This is a genomic window from Adhaeribacter aquaticus DSM 16391 (assembly GCF_000473365.1).
Classification (GTDB): domain Bacteria; phylum Bacteroidota; class Bacteroidia; order Cytophagales; family Hymenobacteraceae; genus Adhaeribacter; species Adhaeribacter aquaticus.
Map to the genome: position 1 here is coordinate 1,457,613 of NZ_KI421517.1, position 25,846 is coordinate 1,483,458.

At 42.1% G+C, this 25,846-nt stretch carries 16 protein-coding genes; 4 read left to right on the forward strand and 12 right to left on the reverse strand.

What is annotated here, in order from left to right; translation table 11 throughout:
• The first annotated feature begins 269 nt into the window (after positions 1 to 269).
• On the forward strand, positions 270 to 1,184 hold the full coding sequence (locus ADHAQ_RS0108430) for a pirin family protein (protein ID WP_026462556.1): 915 nt from the start codon (positions 270 to 272) through the stop codon (positions 1,182 to 1,184).
• A 95-nt stretch (positions 1,185 to 1,279) separates the two neighbouring features.
• Here ADHAQ_RS0108430 and ADHAQ_RS0108435 read toward each other — a convergent pair whose 3' ends face one another.
• The 7 genes from ADHAQ_RS0108435 to ADHAQ_RS0108465 form a co-directional block, all read right to left on the reverse strand.
• Positions 1,280 to 2,605: an efflux RND transporter periplasmic adaptor subunit gene (locus tag ADHAQ_RS0108435; protein ID WP_026462557.1), complete on the reverse strand. Its 1,326-nt coding sequence runs from the start codon at positions 2,603 to 2,605 to the stop codon at positions 1,280 to 1,282.
• 3 nt (positions 2,606 to 2,608) lie between these two features.
• Positions 2,609 to 4,036, reverse strand: coding sequence for a heavy metal-binding domain-containing protein (locus ADHAQ_RS0108440; protein ID WP_026462558.1), 1,428 nt, complete (start codon positions 4,034 to 4,036; stop codon positions 2,609 to 2,611).
• Positions 4,014 to 5,273, reverse strand: coding sequence for a TolC family protein (locus ADHAQ_RS0108445; protein ID WP_157433377.1), 1,260 nt, complete (start codon positions 5,271 to 5,273; stop codon positions 4,014 to 4,016). The genes ADHAQ_RS0108440 and ADHAQ_RS0108445 overlap by 23 nt, the downstream gene beginning before the upstream one ends.
• On the reverse strand, positions 5,257 to 7,149 hold the full coding sequence (locus tag ADHAQ_RS0108450; RefSeq protein ID WP_084523793.1) for an efflux RND transporter permease subunit: 1,893 nt from the start codon (positions 7,147 to 7,149) through the stop codon (positions 5,257 to 5,259). Before ADHAQ_RS0108450 ends, ADHAQ_RS0108445 begins: the two co-directional genes overlap by 17 nt.
• Positions 7,142 to 8,419: an efflux RND transporter permease subunit gene (locus tag ADHAQ_RS0108455; protein WP_026462561.1), complete on the reverse strand. Its 1,278-nt coding sequence runs from the start codon at positions 8,417 to 8,419 to the stop codon at positions 7,142 to 7,144. The genes ADHAQ_RS0108450 and ADHAQ_RS0108455 overlap by 8 nt, the downstream gene beginning before the upstream one ends.
• A gap of 61 nt (positions 8,420 to 8,480) precedes the next feature.
• Complete coding sequence (locus tag ADHAQ_RS25025) at positions 8,481 to 8,744, reverse strand: heavy metal-binding domain-containing protein (protein WP_051359799.1); 264 nt, start codon at positions 8,742 to 8,744, stop codon at positions 8,481 to 8,483.
• Positions 8,745 to 9,015: 271 nt separating this feature from the next.
• Entirely contained in the window at positions 9,016 to 9,420 is a 405-nt protein-coding gene (locus ADHAQ_RS0108465) for a hypothetical protein (protein ID WP_026462562.1), read from the reverse strand.
• A gap of 313 nt (positions 9,421 to 9,733) precedes the next feature.
• On the opposite strand from ADHAQ_RS0108465, the gene ADHAQ_RS0108470 reads away from it, so the two are divergent.
• Positions 9,734 to 10,093 (forward strand): winged helix-turn-helix domain-containing protein, encoded by a 360-nt coding sequence (locus tag ADHAQ_RS0108470; protein WP_051359800.1) that lies wholly within the window; start codon positions 9,734 to 9,736, stop codon positions 10,091 to 10,093.
• 55 nt (positions 10,094 to 10,148) lie between these two features.
• Complete coding sequence (locus tag ADHAQ_RS0108475) at positions 10,149 to 12,728, forward strand: TonB-dependent receptor (protein WP_026462564.1); 2,580 nt, start codon at positions 10,149 to 10,151, stop codon at positions 12,726 to 12,728.
• A 34-nt stretch (positions 12,729 to 12,762) separates the two neighbouring features.
• Here the strand turns inward: ADHAQ_RS0108475 and ADHAQ_RS0108480 are convergent, their stop codons facing one another.
• From ADHAQ_RS0108480 to ADHAQ_RS28315, 5 genes are all read right to left on the reverse strand, one after another.
• Positions 12,763 to 13,383: a hypothetical protein gene (locus ADHAQ_RS0108480; protein ID WP_026462565.1), complete on the reverse strand. Its 621-nt coding sequence runs from the start codon at positions 13,381 to 13,383 to the stop codon at positions 12,763 to 12,765.
• A gap of 146 nt (positions 13,384 to 13,529) precedes the next feature.
• Positions 13,530 to 14,492: a 1-phosphofructokinase family hexose kinase gene (locus tag ADHAQ_RS0108485; RefSeq protein WP_026462566.1), complete on the reverse strand. Its 963-nt coding sequence runs from the start codon at positions 14,490 to 14,492 to the stop codon at positions 13,530 to 13,532.
• Positions 14,493 to 14,633: 141 nt separating this feature from the next.
• Positions 14,634 to 15,629, reverse strand: coding sequence for a PorP/SprF family type IX secretion system membrane protein (locus tag ADHAQ_RS0108490; protein WP_026462567.1), 996 nt, complete (start codon positions 15,627 to 15,629; stop codon positions 14,634 to 14,636).
• 6 nt (positions 15,630 to 15,635) lie between these two features.
• Entirely contained in the window at positions 15,636 to 19,433 is a 3,798-nt protein-coding gene (locus tag ADHAQ_RS0108495; protein WP_026462568.1) for a T9SS C-terminal target domain-containing protein, read from the reverse strand.
• Between the two features lie 460 nt (positions 19,434 to 19,893).
• Positions 19,894 to 20,139: a hypothetical protein gene (locus ADHAQ_RS28315; protein ID WP_026462569.1), complete on the reverse strand. Its 246-nt coding sequence runs from the start codon at positions 20,137 to 20,139 to the stop codon at positions 19,894 to 19,896.
• Between the two features lie 509 nt (positions 20,140 to 20,648).
• On the opposite strand from ADHAQ_RS28315, the gene ADHAQ_RS0108505 reads away from it, so the two are divergent.
• Positions 20,649 to 25,766 carry an Ig-like domain-containing protein gene (locus ADHAQ_RS0108505; protein WP_026462570.1) on the forward strand — a complete coding sequence of 1,706 codons (5,118 nt, stop codon included), beginning with the start codon at positions 20,649 to 20,651 and terminating at the stop codon, positions 25,764 to 25,766.
• The last annotated feature ends 80 nt before the right edge of the window (positions 25,767 to 25,846 follow it).

A 25,846-nucleotide genomic window follows, 5' to 3' on the forward strand; every position in this document is an offset into this window, starting at 1 on the left:
AAGTAAAAATGCTTAACGAAATAAAATGTAAAGTAGGTAATCCTGGACTGCGCTTTAAAAGGTATTACTTTCTACTTTGTTAAACTTTGCATCATATAAAAAGAAGATATTGGCGAAGCTTTATGAACTCCTCATTTTATAAAATATATGACTTAGCCTATAAATTAAGTTTAAAATTTAGTAACCTACCTAAGTACTTATTTCTTTAGAACCTGCTTGCCTTTTATCCTAGTATTTTCGTCTTTAGAGCAACCATAATTTATATTAGCATGCTGGATATTGTCATTGAAGCCCGAAAAGCATCCCTAGGTCCGGGCATGGATGTGCGTAGAATACTTCCTTTCCGCTTAAAGCGTATGGTTGGTCCTTTTATTTTTATGGATCATGCCGGTCCGGTAGAAATACAACCTCCATTAATAACCAACATGGATGTCCTGCCGCATCCACATATTGGTTTATCTACGGTCAGTTATTTGTTTGGCGGACAAGTTACTCACCGCGACAGTTTGGGTGTTGAGCAGGTTATTCGTCCGGGCGAAGTAAATTGGATGACTGCGGGCAGCGGCATTGCGCATTCCGAGCGTTTTGAAGATCCGGCTGTGCTGGCGGGCGGCCAATTAGAATTGATCCAAACCTGGGTGGCTTTGCCCGAAAAAGATGAGGAAGCTGCGCCCGCTTTTGATAATTACAAACCAGAACAATTGCCCATATTTACCGATGCCGGTGTTTGGATGCGGTTAATTGCCGGTGATGCTTTTGGGTTAAAGAACAACGTTAAAACTCATTCGCCTTTATTTTATATACATGTGGTATTGGAGCAAGGCGCCCGGTTTGGTTTGCCCCGGGAGCACACCGAAAGGGCCATATACATAGCCAAGGGCAGTGTTGAAATATCCGGTCGCACTTATGGCATTGGGCAAATGTTAGTTTTTACAAAAGGTATAGATCCGGTAATTTTGGCAAAAGAACCGGCTACCCTTATGCTATTGGGTGGTGAGCCATTGGGCGAGCGATTTATCTGGTGGAATTTTGTTTCTTCCCGAAAAGAACGAATAGAGCAGGCAAAAGCCGATTGGAAAGAAGGCCGTATTCTGTTACCTCCCACCGATAATCAGGAATATATTCCATTACCGGAAGATAAATCAAAGCCGGCAGGAAACCCTTCGCCCGAAGCGCTTTCCTAGCATTTGGGTTAAGTATGCTTTCCTTTGTTCACTACTTATAACAAGAGACCACTGGAGTATTTTGGGCACTTAATTGTGCGAAATATTCCAAAGCATTAATGATTATGGCTAGCCATGGGGTCAGTACCCTTTTTTAGAACATGTTCACTGTAGAGTAAATAAGCACCGGTTACCACTACGGTATCGTTTTGATTCAGGCCACTGGCGATTGCTACCTGGTCTGCACTTTCTGCTCCCAAAGCCACCATTCTGGATGTAAAAGTATTTTGACCGGTTTTAACCCACACATGAGCTCCCCGGGTATCCCGGATGACAGCATCTAGCGGTAGGGTAATTACTTGTTTAGCCGGGGCTGATAAATTGATGGTAGCCTGAGTGCCGGGTATTAATTGCGCTTTCGGGTTAGGCAGTTCGGCCCGTGCTACCACTACCTGGCTGTTTTGCCTGAATTCCGGGTTTATAAATGCTACTTTGGTTTTTATTGGGGCCAGTTGGCCGGGAACATGTACTTCTATTGGGGTGCCTACTAGCAATGAATTTGCTTCCTGAGCATATAATTCCGCTTCTACCCAAATAGTATTCAGGCGGTTCATCCGGTACAACAAGCTTCCTTCTGCTACATAAAATCCTTCGGCGGCGGCAATTTCGGTTACTATGCCGGAGGTAGGAGCCAGAAACGTGATGCGGGCATCTAACCGCCGTGTCCGCGCCACCTGGCTTATTTGGGCATTGGATAAGCCCGTTAGTAAAAGCTTCTTTTTAGCGGCATCCAGAATAGACGCAAACTGTTTCTCTTCCGGGAAAGCTTTTGCCTGATCCAGGGCTAACAAATATTCCTGCTCCAGTGTAAGCAATGATTCACTGTACAAATCATACAGCGGTTGCCCTTTCCGGATGGGCCTTCCGGTTTCTTTTACATATAACTTTTCAATACGGCCGGCAGCACGGCTGCTGATTAAATCAGCTTGCGTTTGATCTACTACTAAGCTACCGGTTAATATCTTGTTGTTCTGGATTTGGCCCAGTTGAACTGGCCGGGTAGTAATATTGCCAAGTTTTACCTGCGTATCGCTGAGCATAATACTGCCGGTATTACTATTGCCAGTGGCACCTTTATTTACCGCTACCAAATCCATACCACAAATAGGGCAAGAGCTTGGTTTTTCTTCTAAAATCTGCGGGTGCATGGGGCAGGTGTAGGTTGTTGGAGCTTTCGGAGCCTGTTGTTTTACTGGTACTAAGTCCATGCCACACACTGGGCACGAACCTGGCTCACCTTCCACTATTTGGGGATGCATGGGGCAAGTATAAGTCGTGCCTGTCTGGGCTGCGTCATGGTGTTCGTGCTTATCTTTATTAGTACAAGCCACTAGTAAAACAGCTACCAACCAAATTGTAAGTAAGTTTAAAATCTTTTTCATTTTTTACTGTTGTACCCGAATAAAGCTTTCACTATCCACCAGAAATTGTGCATTAGTCGCTACCAGGTCCTGAGCATCCAGACCCGATACTATTTCTGCCATACCATCTGCGCGTTGACCAATAACTACCTGCTTAGGTTTAAAAACGCCATTTTCTTTCAGAAAGGCTACTGCTTGTGCTCCTAAGTCTAGTACAGCTTCCTTAGGAATCCAGAGGGCTGTGTCCGAGGTGTAAAAGGTTTTTCCGGTAAGCAATTGTCCTATTAAATTTGTTTTGCTCTGAACCGGCAGCATAGCCCGTACTTGCGCAAAATTTTCACCGGCTTCAAAAACTGGCTCTACCAAAGTTACTTTTGACTGCACCGTTTCGCTGGGTAATTGATTAAAGGTGATGCTGATAGCCGTTCCTGGTTTTAGTTGTCCGGCCAGTGTGCTGGCTACTTTAAACTGAGCCCATACCTGCGATGCATCCACAACTTTTAATAAAGCTTGCCCCGTGGTTACGTACATACCTTCCCGTATAGCAAAGCCTCCGCCAGATGTAGTTGGGGCAGGGTTGCTATTGCTAGCCATGGAACTACCACCAGTATTACTCATACCCGACATACCACCGCCACCGGAAGCTGGTGCGGTTGTAGCAGGTGTCGGCGTAGGCGTAGCTGTTAAGTTTGGATCAAGAACATAGCCGGAATAAGGACTGTAAACAGAAAAGGTATAGGTTTCCCGGCCCGAGCGAACCAATTGATTTAGCTGGCCAGAAGTTGCTCCTAATAGCAAAAGTTTTTGTTTTGCGCCATCTATCAGAGCACTGTTGCTTGGGTCATTTTTCAGCAGGTAAAGTAGTTCTTTCTGGGCAGTTACCAGCTCCGGACTATAAATGTCATACAGCTTTTGCCCTTTGCGCACGGGTTGGTAGTTAAACTGCACATACAATTTTTCAATGCGTCCGCCAAACCGGGCCGGAATAATGTACTGTAACTGGGTATTGTAAGTAACTACACCACTCATTGTAATGTCGTTTTGTAGTTGCTTTTGCACCGGTTTAGTAGTCTTAATATCCGACACCACCAGTTGGTTGGCGGGTTTCAGCAAATAATTTAAATCTGAGGAAACGGCCATGGCAGGTGTATCTGCCGGGTGCTTTGCCACCAAATCCATGCCACAGATGGGGCAGGAACCTGGTTTGTTTTTTACAATTTGCGGGTGCATGGGACAAGTATATGCTACTGCTTCGGTTGCTTCCTGGCCATGTTCGTGTTTATCTGTACAACCAGTAAAACTAATGGCTACTAATATTGCCAGTAGTATACATGAAAAGGCTTTCCGGAAATAGATATTACTTCCAGGAAATCCTTCTCTTGCCTCTTTTGTAAGCATACCCGGTCGATAGGTAAAGAAAGTAAATTGGTTATTTTTCCAGTTCTTTTTCATAATTCACACCAATCAGGTATAGCTGTTCCAGGTTGTTGAGGTATTCCATTTGGGCCATGTTCAGGGCTTCCCAGGCATCTATTACTAAGGGTAGCTGCCCAGTATTTTGCTCGTAACTGAGCAGGGTGGTTTCGTAATTGCGTCGCAGGGCCGGTATAATTTTAGTTTGATAGTTTTTTACCTGCGTATGTTTAGTTTCTAATTCCAGGGCCATGCTATTAACCATGCCTTGTGCTTCCTGCAACAGGCTTTCGCGTCCTTTGTGCATGGCTTCTATTTCCAGACTCATAGCTTTGGTATTGGCTTTGTACATTTTAGATGACCAGGGAGCTATAGGAATAGAAACCATACCCATGGCGGTAAAAACCTGTGGCATCATGCGGTCGCGGGGCACCATGTTTTCAAATCGAAGACTAAAATCTGGTTTTCGTTCCAGCTTTTCCAGTTGCAGGTTAAGCTGCATCGATTGAATGCGCTTATCTAATTGCCGCACATCGCTCCGGGCATTTTTTAGGTAAGTGGTGTCGGTGAGGGCAATAGGCTCTGTAACCGTTATAACTGTATCTATTCTGAAGCGGGCATCCTTAGGTAAATTCATGAGAATGTTTAACTGAATGTTCTTCATGGTAATCTCACTCGCATTCATCAGCAACATGTTTTCTACTTCGCCCAAGCGACCTTCGGCTTTATAAATACTGCCCAGCGAGCTTTGGTTGTAAGGATACCGCACTTTGGAAAGCTTAAGCATAAACTGCATAATACGCTGGCTTTCCAGTAAAACGGCTTTCTTTTTTTCCAGCACTACCCATTGATAATAAGCGGCTTTGGCCTGGGCCCGAAATTGATTGGCCATTACTTCGTGGCCTTCGTCTTCAACAGCCACCCGGGACAGCATGTAGTTTTCCTTTGCTTTCAGTTTGGCCGGATTGGGAATACTTTGTTGAGCAGCCGCCATGAGCATGCCTCTATCCCGGCTTTCCATTATTGTCTGGCCCGGATACGGATACATAAATACGCCAGCTCCTACCATGGGTGCTTCCCAGCTTTTAGCTCCTTCGGCGTAAGTTTTTACTGCTTTGGTCTTGATGTCATGCTCCTGCAACATCAGGTTGTTATGATGAATATAGTGTAGGACACTATCCAGCGTCAGCACCCGGCTCTGGGCTTGCAAATTGAATGCAGCCAAAAGTAGAAGGCCTGACACTAAACAAATTTTATATTTAATGCTTAACATCATAGATTTCAATTTTCCCGTGTTTTTTCAACTCATGTTCTTTCGTCATTTCAAATACCACGGGCGTAACCAATAAAATATGAATAGATGAAGTGAAAACTCCACCAATCAGCGGCAGTACAATGGGTAACATCACATCGGTGCCTACGCCAGTCGCCCACAATACCGGAATCAAACCGAACAGGGATACCGAAACAGTCATTACCTTCGGGCGAAGCCGTTTGGCGGCACCCATAAATACATAGTTGCGAATGTCCTGTTTAGTGATAGTTTCACGGGAGTTGCCTTTATCGGCTACCAATTGGTTCATGGCTTCGTTCAGGTAAACTACCATTACCATAGCGGTTTCCACGGCCAAACCAAACAAAGCAATAAAGCCTACCGCTACTGCTACTGATAAATTAATACCGTAGAAGTACACAATAAATACCCCACCAATCAGGGCAAACGGAATGGTTACCAGGTTCAATAAAGCCTCTTTAAACGATTTAAAGGAGAAATACAGGATCAGGAAAATAATAACCAGTACCATTGGGATAATGATTTTCAGGGTCTGGTTGGCCCGAATCTGATTTTCCCATTGTCCGCTCCATTCCAGGCGGTAACCATTGGGTAAATCGGTTAACTCCAGGTTTAATTTTTTAATAGCTTCCTGCACGGTACTGCCTAAATCACGGTCGCGCACATTAAATAAAACAGCACCCCGCAACTGGGCGTTTTCCGAAGCTATCATGGGCGGACCGTTCACTAACTGCAAATCGGCTACGGCTGACAGTGGAACAGTACCATTCGCGCTGGTTTGGATAGGAATGCGGCGGATACGGTCGAGGCTGTTGCGGTATTCCTGGGCCAGGCGCAGGTTAATAGAAAACCGCTGCCGTCCTTCAATGGTATTACCAATCGGCATACCGCCTAAAGCCGATTCCACAATAGCATTCACATCATCTACCGAAATTCCGTAGCGGCCCAACTCTTCCCGGCGCGTTTGAATTTCGAGGTAGCGGCCACCCGTTACCGGCTCAATGTATAAATCTTTTACGCCCGGAATGTTCCGTAACGAATTCCTGACCTTTTCCGAAACCACTGCAATAGAATCCAGGCTTTGGCCATACACTTTCACGCCCACATCGGTCCGGATTCCGGTTGCCAGCATGTTAATGCGGTTAATAATGGGTTGAGTCCAGCCGTTGATGACGCCTGGAATCTGCAATTTCTGGTCCAGTTCCGCAATAATTTTAGCCTTGGTCATGCCTTCGCGCCATTCCGATTGAGGTTTCAGCTGGATAATGGTTTCGATCATGCTGATAGGTGAATTGTCGGTAGCTGTACTGGCCCGACCAGCTTTACCTAAAACCTGCGCTACTTCCGGTACCGATTTGATGATTTTATCCTGCACCTGTAATATGCGTTTGGCTTCGGTATTGGAAATATCGGGTAAGGTAACCGGCATAAACAAAATAGAGCTTTCATCTAGTGGCGGCATAAATTCCGAACCCAACCGAAACAACATGGGTATTGCAATCAGCAAAGCCAGAATATTGATACCAATAGTGGTTTTGCGCCATTCCAGACACCAGCGTAAAACAGGCCCATAAACCTTTTCTAATCCACGATTTATAGGGTTGCTGCTTTCGGGTTTAAACTTACCTTTCAGGAAAAAAGAAAGTAACACCGGCGTAACCGTAATGGCCACAAAAGCATCCACAATCAAAATAAAGGTTTTGGTCCAGGCCAACGGGCTGAACAGCCTTCCTTCCTGACCAGTTAACAAGAAAACCGGCAAAAAAGAAGTAATAATAATGACAGTACTCCAAAACACGCTGGGACCAACTTGTTTGCAAGCTTTTTCTATAATTGACAGGCGCGTTTCCTTATCCATGATCTTCTTTATGTTGGGCATCGGCTAAATGCCGGTATGCATTTTCTACCATTACAATCGCATCATCCACAATTACTCCAACAGAAAGAGCAATGCCTGTCAGGGACATAATATTGGAAGAAATATCAAAAGCATTGAGTAAGATGAAACCAATGGCCACCGATAGCGGCAGCTGAATAATAATGATGAGCGCACTTCGCCAGTGGAACAGGAAGATGAACACGATCATCGACGCCACAATCATTTCCTCAATAAGGGTGGTTTTAACAGAATTAACTGATTCGTTAATCAGGCCGCTGCGGTCGTACACAATGTTAAATTTCACACCTTTGGGTAAGCCTGCCGAAACTTCCAGCATTTTGGTTTTTACATTGGAAATTACTTCTTCGGCATTTTCGCCGTAGCGCATTACTACAATACCGCCTACTGCTTCGCCTTCGCCATTGATATCAAAAATTCCCAATCGGCTTTCGCCGGTCATTTGCACCGTGGCAATATCACTAACCTTAATGGGAATAGTATTTTTTGTGAGGATGGGAATGTTTTCAATTTCTTCCGTTGATTTGAGGTAACCGGTAGTTTTAATAATATACCCGATATCGCTCATCTCAAATTTACGGCCACCACTTTCGTTATTATTGGCGCGTACGGCAGCTATTACCTGTGGCACCGATAAATTGAAATAAGTTAATTTATTAGGATCGAGGGTAATCTGGTATTGTTTCTGAAAGCCTCCAAACGAAGCTATCTCACTTACACCTTTTACATTTTGCAGCGAAAACTTCACGTACCAATCCTGGATAGCGCGCTGTTCGCCTAAATCCATGCCGGGTGCATCCAGCGTGTACCACAAAATGTGCCCCACACCTGTTCCGTCCGGACCTAATGTAGGAATAGCGCCTTCGGGTAATAAGCGGTTGGCGTAATTTAATCGTTCCAGTACCCGTTCCCGAGCCCAGTATACATCTGTAGCGTCTTCAAAAATAATGTAAATAAAGCTCATGCCAAACATCGACACGCCCCGCACATATTTCACTTGGGGTAAGCCTTGCAGGTTGGTAACCAGAGGGTAGGTAACCTGGTCTTCAATAATTTGCGGACTACGACCCATCCACTCGGTAAAAACAATTACCTGGTTTTCCGATAAATCCGGGATAGCATCAACTTTATTAGTGCTAACAGAATAAACTCCCCACCCAAATAACCCGGCAGCTATCAGCAACACAAGTATCCGGTTCCGGAGGGAAATAGATATCAATCTTCCTATCATGTTGAAAAGGATTAAATATTCTTCCTGCTACTAAAGAGCAGGAAGAAATATATTAGAAAGTTTAGTGATTGTGCTCTTCGTGTCCTTCTGTAGTAGCGCCCATTTTTTCCAGGAACATTCCGCATTTTGGACATTTACCTGGTTCATTGCTGATTACTTCAGGATGCATGGGGCAGGTATAAGTTAAGCCGGCTACTTCTTGTTTGGTTTCTGTTTGTTCAGGAGATTGGGTTTGAGTAGTACCTGTTTGGGAGGTGTTGTTGCAAGCGGTAAAAAAGGTTAAACCAAGTATAAATAAGCTTATATTCAGAAAGCTAGTTTTCATGATATTTAAAATTTAATTTTTATTTCCTGTACTAAAATGAATAGACACTAAGCTGCAGGCAAAATTTGTCTGGAGGCTGGTAGTGTATAAATATTAATTGATAGAAGGGTGGCTCCTGCAGGCGAAGAATAACGGAAGATTTAGAAAAACATCTCTTAAGTAGGTTGTAATAAAACCATCACAGAACTTAGAGGTGAAAGACTAACTACAGAAAGGCCCGCAGCTAAACCAAAGAATAAGCAGCGTATGCTTATTCATAGGAAAGGAAAAACTAAATAATAAATTGTTGATGTAAAATGCCCAGATATCGCCCGGAAGGGGGCGGCGGCAAATTGAAATGTGGTGTTTTATCTAAAAGTTCAGGCCTAATTACCTGCTCAAACAGTATTTGAGAAGTTTTTGCTGATACGATTTTATCTACTTGTGCGGTGGGTTTAGTTTGTCCCTGTGCATAAGGCGTTTGGCTTTGGGTAAAACATACCATGTCGCCGCACGATTTTTTTTGAGGAGCATGATTTTTATCTGTTTTTTTACAGCAGCAGGCAGCACCTCTAATTAAACGAATAGTAGTATGTTTGTTGCGGCTGCATTTCTCCATGCTCACACGGAAGCCCATCATCGTCATCAGGACGACCAGGATAAAGCTTAGCTGAACAAATTTTTGAAATGCTTTCATGGTACTTCCGCCGCTTAACCTCATTAGCAGGTAGCTATTTGGTAACGGTAAACTTTTGTTTTTAGATGTACAAACTTAGAAAATATCCAGATCTGTGTTGTTACAAAATTTAAAACATTATTTATAAAATTTTCGCGGAAGGCTTAGTGCCCCCTTACTTTTAATGTGTATTATACCTGAATTAAGATATTCTTAGATACTCTTAAGTTATCCCGCTTTTACTTCTTCTGCAAAATATGTTTTATTATTACCTTTCAAATTTAATTCTTGAAAAAATAATACTACTTAATAGCCCTTTCATATTTATTAGCTAATGATAAAAAAGATATTCCCGAGTGCTGATAATCTTGAATTGAAAGCACGGATTTGGATAGAGGCCGATAATGAGCGTTTTCTTGGACCAGGACCGGTAGAATTATTGGAAAAAATTATGGAATTGGGCTCTATTTCAAAAGCGGCCAGTGCCATGGGAATGTCTTACCAAAAAGCTTGGACAATTATCAATACTCTAAACAGCAAAGCTATTCGTCCTTTGGTAACTGCGCAGGCGGGAGGTAAACGTGGGGGCGGCGCAGTAGTAACAGAAGACGGGCAAGTTGTTGTTCAAGTTTTCAAACAATTGCAAACTAAAGTAAAGCAATTCTTAGAAGAAAATAATTCTTTATGGCATTAGTAATGTATTAAGAATCAACTTTATATTTGCGCTATCTATTAATTTAGATAACGATATGGTTAAGTTTTACTACAGCCTTCTGGTAGGTTTATTTATTTCTTGTAGTTTAACCATACCTGTATTTGCTCAAAATAAATCCAACGCACAAACCGATTCGCTTAAACGTTATTCATTAACCGAAGTAGTGGTTTCGGCTTCTCGTTTTGAGGAGAATATCCTAAAGTCACCGGTTAGTATACAGAAAATAGATGGCCGTACCATCAGGCTTTCGGCAGCACCTTCTTTTTTTGATGCGCTGGAGCATGTAAAAGGGGTTCAAATAATCACACCAAGTTTAGGTTTTAAAGTAATTAACACCCGCGGCTTTGCAAATACAACTAATGTACGTTTTGTTCAGCTGGTTGATGGTATAGATAATCAAGCTCCTCATATTGGTGGACCCATAGGCAATGCTCTAGGACCCAGTGATCTGGATATTGCCAGCGTAGAGATTATTTCGGGTACAGCTTCGGCATTGTACGGCATGAATGCTGTTAATGGACTGGCAAATTTTATAACCAAAAGTCCATTTTCCAGCACGGGTTTTACCATGCAACAGAAAACAGGTTTTAACCATATTAATAATTCTAACAGCAATCCTAAGCTATTTACCGAAACTAGTTTACGTTATGCCAAAGCCTTATTACCTAAAGTTGCCTTTAAAGTAAATGGCACTTTTACCCGGGGCTACGACTGGATAGCCAATAACCGCTCGGATTTAAATCCAATAGCAAATGCAACAATAGACCTTACGGGTACCGATAATCCGGCTTATGATCCAGTTAACGGTTACGGTAATGAATCACCGAACAGGAGAACATTGACCTTACAAGGGAAAAGTTATGTGGTAACCCGCAGCGGTTATTTCGAGAAAGAAGTAGCAGATTACCAGTTGCAAAATATTAAAGCCGATGCCGCTTTACATTACCGGATTAATCCGCAAACAGAAATAACTTATACTTATCGTTTTGCCTTATTAGATAATGTATATCAGCGCTCTAACCGGTTTCAGTTGAATAATTATATGTTGCAACAACATAGCATTCGATTAGACAATCCGACATTTCAATTTAAGACTTACTTTACTACCGAAAATACAGGCCAATCTTATAACCTCCGTTCCATAGCTGAAAATCTGGATCGAAGTTTTAAATCAGATGATGCTTGGTTTAGCCAATATTCCAGTACTTTTAATCAAACAGTAGCTAATGAGCTGGCAGTAGCGCAAGCGCATGCTACGGCCCGCAATCAAGCGGATGCAGGTAGATTAACCACCGGCACGCCAGCTTTTGATCAGCAACTACAAAAATTGGCCAATATAAATAACTGGGATATTGGAGCAGCTTTGCGGGTAAAAGCTAATTTGCTGCATACCGAAGGGCAAGTGAACTTGTTAAAGGTACTACATCCCAAGCTCAAAGAAAGAAATTCATTAGCTGTACTAGCTGGCTTTGACCAACGGACCTATATTGTAATACCCGATGGCAATTATTTTATTAATCCGGATAAAGGCAAAGCAGATCACCATTTAACCTATAGCAAAGCGGGTGCTTTTTTGCAGGTTAGTAAAGCTTTATGGTCCAAAAAGTTAAAACTAAACGCTACTTTACGCGCCGATATAAGTAAGTATTATGCGGCTAAGGTTAGTCCACGGTTTACTGCTGTTTTCTCGCCGGGGAAGCTGCACTATTTTCGGGCATCTTACCAGGGTGGTTTCCGGTTTCCAGGTTTATTTGAGGCTTTTTCCAATGTAAATAGTGGGGGCGTAAAACGGGTAGGCGGTGTTCCGGCTATGTCTAATGGTATATTCGAGAATGGGTATATCCGCTCTTCCATTGATGCGTTTCAGGCAGCGGTTATAAGAGATGTAAATGCGAATGGTTTGCAACAGAATGAAGCGATTGTGAAAAATAAAAATTTGTTAAAAAAGAATGATTATACGTATCTGGAACCGGAGCATATTCGCTCTTTTGAAGTTGGTTATAAAACTTTGGTGCTAAATAGCCGGCTACTTCTAGATGTAGATTTTTACTTTAACCGCTATTCTTCTTTTATTGCTCAGGTAGAAATAAATATTCCTAAAACCAGCATACCCGATTCTATTTCTTTTTATTTAAACGAAAGAAAGCTGCAGAACCGCTATCGCATGTGGACCAACTCTAAGAGTAGGGTATATAATTACGGCGGGAGTGCGGGCTTACGCTATTTAATGGGGCAGGGATTTTTGGCTACAGGTAATGTTTCTTATGCTAACCTAAGTCGCACAACCACCAACGACGGTTTGGAAGATGGTTTTAATACCCCTAATTGGATAACTAATGTAGCGGTGGGCAATGAAAAGGTTTACAAAAACATTGGTTTTAATATCTCCTACAAATGGCAAAGTAAATATTATTGGCAATCGTTTTTAATAAATGGCTATGTGCCAGGTTATGGCACTTTGGATGGGCAGATAACCTATAACTTGCCTAAACAATGCCTACAGTTGAAGGCCGGCGGAGCAAATTTGTTAAATAATTACTATTACTCTTTTTTAGGTGGTCCGCAAATAGGGGGTATGTATTATGTAAGTCTTACTTATGGGCTGAGCCGATAAAGCATAAATCAAAAGTAGAATCGGTATTCATGGGTTATTCGACTTCTATTTTATGGACTAAATATGCTGTAAGTTTATCCCATTGCAATTTCTGGAAACCAGCCCAACCACCCTCTGCTACTAAGGTATTAACAATGGCACGGTTACCGGCTTCTTCACCCTGGTTGTTCGGTTTTTCCTCCTGCCCAATTTCATAGGCTTTTAATGTTGTTCCCTGCAGTTCTACACGGAAGGTGCTGCTGGCTTCTTTCCCAAAAAAGTGTTTTACCTCTTGCGGGTGTTCCTCTGTAGGGTCAGGACTTGGTTTTACAGTAAATTCAGCTGCCTGCTTTTCTTCTTTAATATTTACTACCTGTACCCAGTTTTCAAGCGGAATGCCCGGTAACTTTATTCTTACAAACTGCCCAATTTCTGGTCTGTCGGCGAAAAGCTGATTCCCGTTTGCATCGTGTAATTCGAACGTAGAACTGATACCTGGCAAACCTGACCATTTATTAACTGCAAATAATTTCTGCTTAGCCTTTTCAAAAGCTTCGGAAGCGGCTTCTTGTGTAGTATATTGTGTTCCTTCGGTAAAAAGTTTGTCTTTGGCATCTTCTTTCTGCAGTACTTCTACTTCTTTTTTTACCGTATTCACTATGTCTTTCAGTCCCATACCAGCGTGTTTTTTTTTTCTTACGCCTGTGTAGTAGCAAATGTTAGGAGCTAAAGGTTTTATCTGGTAAAGGATTAGGTAAAGTTTTAGACCGAAAGTGGTTATAAATACAAAAGCCGGCATTAAGATCCGGCTTTTGTATTTTGTTATGAAGTTTGCATGCGGTTTAAAAGAGCATTTTCTTTTTCTTTTAACCAGGCATAAATTCGGTCTACATCCTCCTTTTTACAAAGGTCGGAACCTGGTAACATAACAGTGGCCGTGCCTGCTGCTACACCATATTTCAGTACGTCGCGTAAAGGCCAGCCTTGAGCTAAGGCAAATACCATTCCTGCAACCATACTATCGCCAGCTCCTACCGTACTTTTAGGTTTGATTACCGGTGGAGCTGTACGCATTACATCATCTTTGGTAACTAAGATAGCACCTCCGGAGCCCATAGAAACAACCATTACTTCACACATGCCTCCACGTACCAGTTCCTGAGCAAAGGCTTCCTTCTCATGCCATTCCATTGATTCCTTACCCGCCATAGCGGATAACTCGTTAGAGTTAGGTTTTAGCATGTAAACACCTTGGCCAACAACCTGTTGTAGGGCCTCTCCGGAAGTATCCAGAATTAATTTAGCTCCCAGCTTGGTTGCAATAGCTGCTACCCGGGCGTAATAATCATTAGGTACACCACGGGGTAAACTGCCACTGGCTACTATATACTCTGGTTTAGGCGAAGTTTTTTCTAATTTAATAAGGCTATACCGCCATTCTTCATCCGGAATAACGGAGCCTGGCATACCAAAACGGAATTGCTTATCTGTAGATCTTTCTGTTACTGCAAAGTTTTCCCGGGTCCACTTTACAGATGGAATAGGAATGTGTGTTAAATTTTCAGTATCCAGTAGCTGGGAAAGTACGTTGCCGGTTGAGCCGCCAGCCAGGTAATAAGCCAAGGACTCGCCGCCTAAACGCTGAATAGCCCGGGAAACATTTATTCCGCCACCTCCAGGTTCAAAAATAGGAGCATCGCACCGCAGCTTGTGGTCCGGCTCTAGTCTGTCTACAAAAGTACTTTTATCAACAGCCGGGTTTATAGTTAGGGTTACAATTTTCATTTTAAAGGGTTACTAAAATCTCGGCAATTTAACCGTTTTTTTGTTTATAATACGCAAATTCGTTAAATGTATTGCTTTAATCAAAGTAAGAACCTTTAAAGTTTGAAAATTTAGTAAATAAAGTATAAGCCTTTAATAGTATTAACGCATATAAATAGGGCAAATAACGCGGCCTTTATTAAATAATTTTAAGCCTACCACAACTTCATGTGAGCCGGAATTAGCAACACCTAAATTAGAGGTATTAATATCATAAGCATAACTTAGGTCTAACAATTGGTTTAGGTAAACCCCTGCTAGTACTGAAAACGAATCTTTGTTCCGGTAAGAACCTCCGACCCATAACCGATCGGCATATAAGGCTCTCAGGTTAATATCTACAGAAACCGGGCTCGGGCTAGCCATTTTAATCATAGTAGAGGGAATAAGCGTTAGATCCTGGGAAACCTGGAAACGATAGCCAATGGTAGCAAAATAATGTTTCTGAAGGCGGCTGCCGTTCTCTGCTGCATTTAAATCGCCCCTGCTTTTTAGTAGTTGTGCACCTGAAAGCCCCAGGAAAAAGTCTTTTGAATAAATCCAGGTACCTACATTTAAATCAAAGTATGTATAATTTACATAGTCGCTGGTGATAGCCGGATCGCCATCAATTACCATAGTTGCTTCTGAAGGATTAAACCGGCTGTTTAACATTCCGGCTCCCACACCAACAGCGACCTTGAATTCCCGGGAAATAGGTAAATGATAAGCATAAGTACCCATGATATTACTTCGCCGCAAAGGCCCCGTTTTATCTGTTAGTGCCATTATTCCTACTCCTTGATGCGGTTGCGGTTTACTTAAGCGACTGACGTTTGTTTTATGAGTACGGCCAATTCCTTTACCTACGCTTCTAACCTGGGTTGCTTGTTTATTCAATGGCGTATGGGCACTTACATAATAGGTTACAGGTGCTCCATCCAATCCGACCCATTGGTGCCGGCTACCAATTTTTACATCAGTGTAATCTTCTATACCGGAAATGGCAGGATTTAATAAATAATTGTTAATCATGTACTGGCTGTACTGGGGGCGTTGCTGCCCCCAGGCTTGTGATACTAATAAAAAGCCAGCTAAAAAAGATAATAAGCCCTTCATAAATTTCTATCGGATAATGGTAACGCTACCAGTTAAAGGTTTTTCATTTTCGTTTAACCGGATAACATAATAATAAGTGGCTAAAGGTAACATAGAACCTTTGAAAGTGCCATCCCACGGGATTTTATATCCACCCTCTGCTTTGTATACCTGGCTACCCCAGCGGTTAAAAATTTCAACTGTAGCATTTGGGAAATTTTCTATATTTCTGATTTCCCAGGTTTCATTAATACCATCATTGTTAGGACTAAAAGTATTAACAATAACTACTCTTGGCGTAACAGTTATGGTAACTTCATCTGTAGTCTCACAGCCATTTTCAGTAACAACAGTTACCCGGTAGGTAGTAGTTTTGGTGGGGCTGGCAATTACAGAGGCGCCTTCGGTTGTGTTCAACCCTTCAGCCGGAGCCCAAGTATATTTAGGGTTGGTGGCTCCGTTTGGTACTCTAGCCGTTAGTACGGCATTTTTGCCTTCTATAATTTCTACATCCGGACCTGCATCAACCGTTAAATCTAGGGTTGTTACTCTTACGGGAGTTCGGGTGGTGCTCACACACTTATTATTAGAAACAGCCTGAACATAATAAGTAGTAGGGCGGGTGATAGGGGCTGTTACATATTCAGTCCCAAAGAATACAGGGGTGCCGCCGGTAGCGGACGTATACCATTCATAGGAATGGCCGGTACTGGTAACCCGTAAGGTTGCAGAAGTGCCTACACAAACCTGAACATTTTCTGCTGCTACTGTTGGCGCTACCGGAGCAGCTTCTACGTTAACCTCAATAGCCTCCGAAGAAGCCCCAGGGCAGTTGGTACCGCCGGAAGTAACTGTTCTTCTGAACCAGGTCCGCTGCGTTAAGAAGCCAGGAGTATAATCTCTTGTGTTATTGGTTCCTGTAGCCGGATTAAAGCCAGAAGTAGCACCGGTGGTACTGGTTTCCCATAGATAAACTAGGTTTCCGTTTCCGCCAGTTGCATTAGAACCTGTAAACACCGGAACACTGCCACGGCAAACAACTGGTTCCGAAACCATAATAGTATTGTTTTGAATATCCGGTACAAGTGTCAGCACTACTACATTGCTAAAGCTAGGTTCGCAGTTAGTTCCGGTTGTACCAGATGTAACTACTCTGCGGAAATAAGTAGTGGCCGAAATAGGCGATGGGGTATAGTTTTGGGCAGTGGCGCCCGGTATAGCCCTAAAGTCATCGTCGCCTCCGGATAAACTGCTTTCCCAACGATAGGTAAAAGAACCAGGACCTCCTCCGCCTGCTGGTGAAGAACCGGTTAGTTCGGCAGGAGCAGTAGTAGAATAACAAACAGTTTGATCATTACCAATGGTGTTATTGGTGATGGCCTGTATTACCGTGACCTGTATAACCCGGGAGAAATTATCACAGCCTCCTGCAGAAACACGCCGACGGAAATAAGTAGTCTGGCCTAACATACCCGGTGTATAGTCTTTACCAGTGTTTGCGCCAGGAGCCGGAGCAAAGTCCGTAGCGGTAGCACTGGTGGTACTGCTTTCCCATAAATAGGTTAAGGTTCCGCCACCACCGGTTGGTGTGCTACCCGTTAAAGCAGCCGGAGTGCTTTCCGCGCAAATTGTTTGCGTTGCGCTAATAGTGTTGTTGGTAATTCTTGGCACAACTGTAATTTTTACAGCGGTACTTGTATCTGGGCTACAAGAGCCAGACCGTACTATTCTTCTGTACCAGGCTGTTCTTTGAAATGCGCCACTTGTAGAAGAAAACATTGGGGTGTAATCAGCTGCGTTATTTGTGCCAGGAGCAGCTGTAAAACCTGTAGTTGCACCAGTGGTGCTCACTAACCAGGTATACGTATAAGTAGTACCGCTTCCGCCGGTTGGGGTAGAACCAGTTATTGGAGCAGCTGGTTGATCAACGCAAACTGTTTGATCCGCAGCTATGGTGTTATTGCTAACCGGAGGTACAACAGTTATGGTTAATGGTGTCCGTGTCCGGCTCTCGCAGTCATTTTCTACTGCTGCTACATAATAAGTAGTAGGACCCGCCGTATTTGTGTTTGGAATAACTGGATTACCTCCGGTCGGGGTAGTATAAAATAGATACGATATGTTGCCAGTTCCAGCTGGGGGGGTAAAGGGTTCCCCTGCACAGAGGGTTATCGGACTTAAAGTAGGAGCCTCTGGTCTGCGGTTAATTGTTACCACTATTTCCATTGGCCTCTGTGGATTTAAAGCATCTGAATTTTCGCAATCATTGTTAAAATTCACGTTTAGTTTGTAAACACCTGCCGCAGAAAAGGTAATGGTTGGGTTGTCTATATTTGGGTTACTAAAATCAACAACGCCAGGTCCATCAACTTTAGACCATTTAAAGGAGGTAGGAATAATTTGGCCTAAGTTGCCATCAAAGGTGGCTAGTTCGGCGCCTGTAACAGTAAATTTCTGACTCGGGTCTAAAGGTTCACAGAAAGGCGGAGTCGGATTAGGGCGTACAAATGGGTAAACTATAATTACCTGCGTTGTGGCTACATATTTGCCATCGTCATCTTGTGATTGTGGGTCTTCTGGTGTTCCCGGGGTTTTAGGACCATCCGGATCACTTGGGTTTACACAGGGATTACTTACTCTTAATTTTATACTGTATTGTCCTTTCTCATTAAATTGGAATACCGGAGTTTTGGAAGTATCACTGGTTGCTTCAATGTAAGTGAAATTAGCCGGTCCCTGAGTCGGGGCAACTTTTTCAACTTCCCACTTATAAGTTAATCCTCCTCCGGTGGAGGTGTTTTTCAAGGTTACTCTTACCGGAACACCACAAGCAATCGGTGGCGTTATTCTAGATCTTTCGTCTAGTTCAATAATGGCTTTAGGGTCTTTTGATACGGTGAAAGGTATTTCCTTTATAACCGGGCAGGCATTTGGATCAGTGCTGGTAGCAGTTATTTTTATTAAATAAGTTCTTAACTCACTATAGGGTCTTGGGTTACTAATGGTGGTGGTGCCATTAAATTGGGCAGCGGTATAGGTTTGTTCTCCTGATCCATCCTTCCAATCCACTTTATAGGTTGTAAAGCCGGTATTGGCGGCATCATTTGTTAAAGTGGCGGTTACATTTACCGTTTCAGCTTCAGGAAGGCAAACATTGCTTCCGTTTGCACTTGCCCCCGTACCATTTTTATAGCTTAAAGCGGGGGTGGTAAATTGAGGTTGTTCCCGTACAGTTATAGGTTTTACCCTGGTTGGAGAAACACAGCCAGTGGTAGTATTATAGGCATAAACCGATACGTTTAAATTTTGCGTACCTGGTGTGCCAGCTGCTGTTGCCGTAAAGGCATGGGATATTGTAGGTTCATTGGTAGATCTAACCACGCCATCACCAAAATCCCAAACATAAGAAGTGTTTGCTTGGGCACCGCCCGTAATAGTAAAGGAAACTGGGGTGCCGGCACACTGAATCGTACTAGGTGTAAAAGAGAAATCCGGTTGTACAGGTGGCGTACTGTTACTTATGGTCACATTTACCGGTGATGAAGTAGTAGGGCCACAAGTAGTTCCAGTTCCGGAGCTTGTTACCGTTACTGTATAAGAACCAGCGGTTGTTACTGTAAGTTGACGGTTCGTTCCAATGATGGTGGTACCGCCATCTTTTTTCCATTGGTAACTAAGGCCGGTACCACTATTGGCGGATAGTACTAAAGAGCTTCCCTGACAAATTGAAGCACTGCCTGCCGGCGTAATAATAGCCGTACAAGCTGGTTGTGTTTGGGCAGTAAGAAAAGATATGCTAAAGAGGTAGACTACTAAAAGTAGCAAATAGCTTTTAAAGAAAGGCATTCTTATAAAATGTAAAGTTGATCCTATACCAGTATTATTTTAAGATTAGATTTAATAGAACTAAATCTAAAAGTAAATCGAAAAAAATTAAATTTTATTGTAAATAAGTAAAACTTATCAAGAAAACCTACTGAGTGAGTTTATTACAGTTTTCTCTTCCGTCTTTTTCCTATGTGTTAAAGGTTTAAAGTGCTCCTTTTATATTAATTTTTTTGTATTATATTAGTTGTTTTCTATATACTTCCAACAGAAAGTGAGGTTGCTATTAGTGGATTATTTGGTTTAAGATTAGATCTGTTAAATAATAGCCAGTAAAGTTAAAAAGAGATAAATTAAACTTATTTTAAATTTTATACTATTTTGATTATGGTATAACTAAAAAATAAGGCCTTTGTTTCAAAAAGAAGCAAAGGCCTTAAAATAAGTAACTTTAAACAAGTTACTTATATACTTTATTTAGTGAAATAAGCTTTGATATTATCAAGCTTATGTTGCGTAGTTTTTGTGTTAGTTGGTAAAGCTTTTCCGATTGGTTGGCTGGTTTAGCTTGAGCAGAGTAGTTTAGCTCATTATCCAGTTGAATAATCTGTTTTATTTCACCTTCAATCTTTCTCCGATACGAATACAAGCTGTAGTATAAATAGCCTAATTCCATCTCTTTTAAATCCGTGCCCTGCATTGCCATCCTGTTATTTGTTTTAATCTATATGCTACGTATTTGTATCTATGTGTGATAAATACGTAAATACCCTATAAGTGTTATAGATTTTATACAAATAACAAGTTTCTTTTTGGCTTGAAATACAATAATATATGATTTTACTTATATAGCAGATCCTTGATTACGCCTAAATTGGTAGATAGATTATTTGCTCTTAAAACCAATAGAATTAGGTGATATAAATAAATGACACCTTTAGTAACTTAATGAAAAGATAACAGGATATGTAAGGCTTTTAAAGAGTTAGCGTCTACTTTTGATAGATAGTGAAAAATACTTACATAAAAACAAAGAATAAAACTTAATAGCTTTCTTTTCTATCCCAGTTTTAAATACCTGATTTATTTAAAATGCGAAATATTTAATAATATTAATTAAATATTGATATATTTTTAAGGGTTTGCGCATAGTTTTGTGTAAAACTTCATTAGATCCTAATATACCTCTAACAGTTACACTTCTTTCTACTTTATATGATAAAACAATTACTCAGTTTTAAAACTTCTATAGCCTTGGCAGTTTGTATGGTAGGCTTTAATAGTAATGGGTACTCCCAGGTACAGCTTACAACGCTTGATGCCCCTTATCAGCAAAGTTTTGATGGAATGGGGGTTACAGGTACTTCTTTCGCTCCGCATTGGGTGGCCGTAAAAGCTTCTGGGAGTTCTACAACTGTTGCTAATGGTGCAATCTTATCCATGGCAGTTACAAACGGAGGTGCAAATTCCGGCACTATTTATAATGTTGGCATTACCACAGATTCTGACCGAGCATTTGGATCCTTGGCTTCCGGCAGCATTGTGCCACGGTTTGGAGCTAGCTTTGTAAACAACACCGGCAAGACTATTACTAGCTTGGAACTAAAAGGCATTATGGAGCAGTGGCGCTCTGGCTCCAGTAGTGCGGTAAACGAAGTAATTACTTTTGAATACAGCCTGAATGCGACAGATCTGATGGCAGGAAGCTGGACAGCACTTCCGGCCTTTGACCTGGTTGAAAAATTAACTGGCACAACGGCTGCCGCCGCTGTAGTTGGTAACGCAGATGCGAATAAAACAGCCTTAACAGCAGCCATAGAGGAAATAAATTGGCCTGCCGGTACTACTTTATGGATCCGCTGGACCGATAAAGATGATACTGGCTCAGATGGTATTTATGCCATTGATGACTTTGAACTTATTCCTCATGCCGGCAGCACACTTCCTGCTGATGCTAATCCACCAACTTTAGCGGCGGTTAATCCTTTTATGCCAGCTGATAATGCTACCGGTGTAGCCTTAACCTCGCCGTTATCAATAACTTTTAACGAAAATGTAAAAGCAGGCTCCGGTTCTATCTTGCTTAATAACTTAACCGACGGCACCAGTCAATCTTTACCTGTTGACAATGCTTCAGCTGTAACCTTTAATGGCTTAACTGTAACCTTAACAGGAGCTATATTAAGTTACGATAAAGATTATGCGGTTAAGATTCCGGCTGGCGCTATTACCGATTTAGCAGGTAATGTATTTACTGGCTTTGCCAATAATACCACATGGAACATTGCTACCGCTTCGGCGCCTGTAGTAGACAAAGGCACCTCCCTTACTGCGTTGGATGTAGCTTATTCTCAGAATTTCGATGGTATGGGAACCGCCTCTGGCACTACCAGCTTTCCGGCAAACTGGTTTGCTGTGAGAGCTGGCGGCACAGGCGCTAATGGCGAAGCATTAAATCCTACAACTAACAACGGAAGCACTACATCGGGAGGCGTGTATAATGTAGGCGCAACCGGTGCTAATGACCGTGCTCTGGGAGTTTTAGCTTCCGGCTCTACAATTCCCGCATTTGGCGCGTACTTCACAAACAACACCGGCAAAATTATTACTTCCGTTGATTTAAAAGGAGTAATGGAGCAATGGAAATCCGGTTCTAATAATACCGTTAATGAAACCGTTAAGTTTGAGTACAGCTTAAATGCTACTTCTTTAAATGATGGCACCTGGAGCCAGTTAGCCGATTTAGATTTCAACGAAATTTTAACCAGCACTACTAATGCTGCTGCCGTAGATGGCAACGCCAACAAAACCAATATCAGCGGTACTATTAATAACATTGGCTGGCGCGAAGGCAATACCCTATGGATTCGCTGGACTGATTCAGATGTCGCCGGTTCAGATGGCATGTACGCGTTAGATGATTTTGAATTAATTCCCCGGGCTGTTGAGGATGTAACAGCTCCAACTTTAGCCGCAACTAATGCTTTCCAGCCAGCAGCCGGTGACCTGCAGGTTGATCATGAAAATAACTTTTCTATTACTTTCTCTGAAATAATTGAAAAAGGAACAGGTGTTATTGTAATTAAAAACCTTACTGATAATACTACTGAACAAATTGCCTTGGCTGCAGTTTTAGTAAATACCAATCGGGCAACGTTTTCAGCTACTTTATTGCCAGGTAAAAGTTATGAGGTAAATATCGCAGCCGGTGTGTTTGAAGATTTAGCAGGAAATAAATTTGCCGGTATTGTATCCGGCGCCTGGACCTTCACTACTGCCATACCTAACCCTTATGCACAAAACTTTAACCGTTGCGAAACCAACCTGCCTGGCGGCTGGATGCAATACAGCTCTTTAGGAGATACCGAAGTTTGGGCTTGCTCTACTTTTGGTCGTACTGGCAATGCTGTACAAGTTAATGGTTTTAACGGTGGCAATAAGCAAAACGAAGACTGGTTGATTTCTCCGGCGTTTGATTTATCAACGGGCTTTACTTATCCGGTTTTATCATTCTGGTCGCGCACCCGTTTTGCCGGTGAGTCATTAAAATTAATGGTTTCTACCAATTACAGCGGTACTGGCGATCCTGCCAATGCTACCTGGAAAGAAATAAACGGTAGTTTTCCGGTCCTTAATTCAGATGACTGGACTTTATCAGAAAACATTAATTTAACTAAATTCAAAGGCAGCAACGTGTATATCGCCTTTGTTTATACCTCTACTACTTCTTCTGCTTCGCGCTGGACGCTGGATGATTTTGCCATTACCAACTCCGAAACAGAACCTGCTACACCGGTTTTCTTTGTTTCATCACTAAACCCAATCAGCAATTTTGATTTTGGTTTTGTTTCTGGTCAGGCACCAACTGCCAGCAAGTCTTTCCAGTTCTATGCTCTGAATTTAAAAACAGACTTAACCGTAACAGCTCCGGCTGGGTTTGAAGTATCAAAAGATAACAGCACTTTCAGCCAAACCCTATCTTTTACACCTGATCAGGCTTTTGATTATAATACAGTTTATGTTCGGTTTAGTAACGGATCTACTACCCCTTCGGCTTTTGCCGGATCGGTTAAGTTTAGTAGTGCAGATTTCAGTACTCAAAAAGGTTATTTAACCGCAACTACTTTAAATAAAGATAAGACCTTAGATGTTGTAAGCTGGAATATCGAATGGTTTGGGCACACGGGTTTAGGTCCAAATAACGAAGCTCTGCAAATGGAAAATGCCAAGAAAATGATTTTGGCCCAGGATGCTGAACTATACTGTGTACAGGAAATTGCGAATGTAGCGGCATTTAAGGAATTGGTAAAGCAGCTTCCTGGCTATAAAGGCTTTTTATCGCCGTTTGTTTCTTCGCCGGTTGGTGACAACTCGCAGCGGGTTGGATTTATTTACAAAACCAGCGCCATTGATTCGGTAAGTGCACGTGGATTACTGCAAAGCCCGGCAAACCCAAGCAACTTCTGGGCTAGTGGTCGTTTGCCTTACTTATTTGTAGCCGATGCCACTGTGGCAGGGGTTAAAAAACAAATCCACTTTGTAGCAGTTCATGCTAAAGCAAACGAAAACGGTTCTGCTGCCGATGCTTTAAGTGCCTACAACCGCCGCGTTAATGACTTAAAGGTGCTGAAAGACTCGCTGGATTTATATTATTCGGAAGCAAATATTATGATCCTAGGCGATTTTAACGATGATGTTGACTTTACTGTAGCGAATGTATTACCAATTACTGCTTCTACTTATAAAGCATTTATTGATGATGCGGCCAATTACCGGGCTGTAACAAAAGACTTAAGCGAGGCAGGATTGCGGACCTATATTACATTTGATAATGTAATTGATCATGTTGTAATCTCAGATGAGTTATATGCAGATTACGTAGCTAATTCGGCAAAAGTGGTAATCCCATTTGATTTAATAGAAAATTATGCTGGTACTACTTCGGATCACATGCCTGTAGCAACCCGCTTTGTTTTAACGCCTAATGTTACATTTGCTGCAATTGCTGCCAATACTCCGGAAGATGCAGGTACTTATAATCTTACCTTAAACCTTACCCGTGCGTCGGTTAAACCACAGCAAATTGCCGTAACAGTTACACCTGGAACTGGCATTACCGAAACGGATTTTGATCTGCCTGCTGGTAACATATATAATGTAACAGTACCTGCCGGTGCTACCACCGCAACTTTACCGCTGATTATCAAAGACGACAACCTGGTAGAATTAGACGAAACGTTAACTTTTACTATTTCAAATGCCACCAGCAGTTTTGGCTATAGTTCAGCAGAAACCTTTATCCTTACTATTCAGGATAATGATGCGTCGGTTGTTTCTTTTAGTGCACCTTCTGTAACTAAAAATGAAGATGCCGGAACGTACGAGGTGCAGCTTGTTCTGGACCAGGCACCCGTAACAGACCAGATACTTACTATTACCGCTGCCAATAGCTCAACGGCTCAATATGGTTCGGATTTTACTACCATGCCAGCAGCAAATGCTGGTAATATAACGTTAACCATTCCGGCCGGAGCTACTACTGCTATTTTGGTTTTACAAATACTGGACGATAACCAAGTAGAACCTACAGAGCAATTGGTGCTTTCATTAAATTCAGGTAACAGCAAATTAGCAATAGGAGAAGTTAACACATTTAAAGCAACTATTACTGATAACGATAAATCAGTAATAAATTTTGCCTTAAATGCTGCTGCTATATCTGAAAATGCGGGTTCTTATCAAGTAACACTTACTTTAGATCAGGCGCCTGTGCAAACGCAATATGTTACGATCAATTTAACTAATAGCAGTGGCGCCATTTATGGTACTGCTAAAGGACAATACACAACCAATCCGGCAGCGGCAAATGGCAAAATAACTTTAACCATTCCGGCTGGTAAAACATCTGTTTCGTTTGTGGTAGTTTTAAATAATAACCCGCAACATGAGAAAGATAAAACAGTTGCTTTTAGCCTGGCTCAATTAAGTGCTGGCTTAGTAAGTGGTGGAGGCTCAGAGTTTGTTTTAACTGTTCTCGACGAAACAAACCCTGACGTAAAAGGTCCTGGTAGTGCAGCAGGCTTAACGGTTGCCCCTAACCCTTCTCATACCAATATTAGTCTGTTGTTTAGTGATAATGCTGTTTATAGTGCTACAGACTTAACTTTAACTTTATGGAATAGCCAGGGCCAAAACCTTTTAGTTATTTCTGGTGATCTCAATTCTTTAGTTCAACAGTTAAACCAAAAGTTAACTCAGGTAGCTAAGGGTATGTATATTCTTAAAGTTGTAAATGGCTCTAGCTTCTATCAGACAAGATTGATAAGAGATTAAAAAAGCTTATTAACTACTGAAAAAGGCCTGATTATTTAATCAGGCCTTTTTTTTGTTCGCTGGTAAGCCAAGTTTGAGGC

Coding starts and splice junctions, on each gene's coding strand:
- ADHAQ_RS0108485 (WP_026462566.1), bottom strand. CDS start 14,492: ATGAAAATTGTAACCCTAACTATAAACCCGGCTGTTGATAAAAGTACT.
- ADHAQ_RS0108490 (WP_026462567.1), bottom strand. CDS start 15,629: ATGAAGGGCTTATTATCTTTTTTAGCTGGCTTTTTATTAGTATCACAA.
- ADHAQ_RS0108455 (WP_026462561.1), bottom strand. CDS start 8,419: ATGATAGGAAGATTGATATCTATTTCCCTCCGGAACCGGATACTTGTG.
- ADHAQ_RS0108430 (WP_026462556.1), top strand. CDS start 270: ATGCTGGATATTGTCATTGAAGCCCGAAAAGCATCCCTAGGTCCGGGC.
- ADHAQ_RS28315 (WP_026462569.1), bottom strand. CDS start 20,139: ATGGCAATGCAGGGCACGGATTTAAAAGAGATGGAATTAGGCTATTTA.
- ADHAQ_RS0108480 (WP_026462565.1), bottom strand. CDS start 13,383: ATGGGACTGAAAGACATAGTGAATACGGTAAAAAAAGAAGTAGAAGTA.
- ADHAQ_RS0108450 (WP_084523793.1), bottom strand. CDS start 7,149: ATGGATAAGGAAACGCGCCTGTCAATTATAGAAAAAGCTTGCAAACAA.
- ADHAQ_RS0108435 (WP_026462557.1), bottom strand. CDS start 2,605: ATGAAAAAGATTTTAAACTTACTTACAATTTGGTTGGTAGCTGTTTTA.
- ADHAQ_RS0108475 (WP_026462564.1), top strand. CDS start 10,149: ATGGTTAAGTTTTACTACAGCCTTCTGGTAGGTTTATTTATTTCTTGT.
- ADHAQ_RS0108440 (WP_026462558.1), bottom strand. CDS start 4,036: ATGAAAAAGAACTGGAAAAATAACCAATTTACTTTCTTTACCTATCGA.
- ADHAQ_RS0108445 (WP_157433377.1), bottom strand. CDS start 5,273: ATGATGTTAAGCATTAAATATAAAATTTGTTTAGTGTCAGGCCTTCTA.
- ADHAQ_RS0108505 (WP_026462570.1), top strand. CDS start 20,649: ATGATAAAACAATTACTCAGTTTTAAAACTTCTATAGCCTTGGCAGTT.
- ADHAQ_RS0108465 (WP_026462562.1), bottom strand. CDS start 9,420: ATGAAAGCATTTCAAAAATTTGTTCAGCTAAGCTTTATCCTGGTCGTC.
- ADHAQ_RS25025 (WP_051359799.1), bottom strand. CDS start 8,744: ATGAAAACTAGCTTTCTGAATATAAGCTTATTTATACTTGGTTTAACC.
- ADHAQ_RS0108470 (WP_051359800.1), top strand. CDS start 9,734: ATGATAAAAAAGATATTCCCGAGTGCTGATAATCTTGAATTGAAAGCA.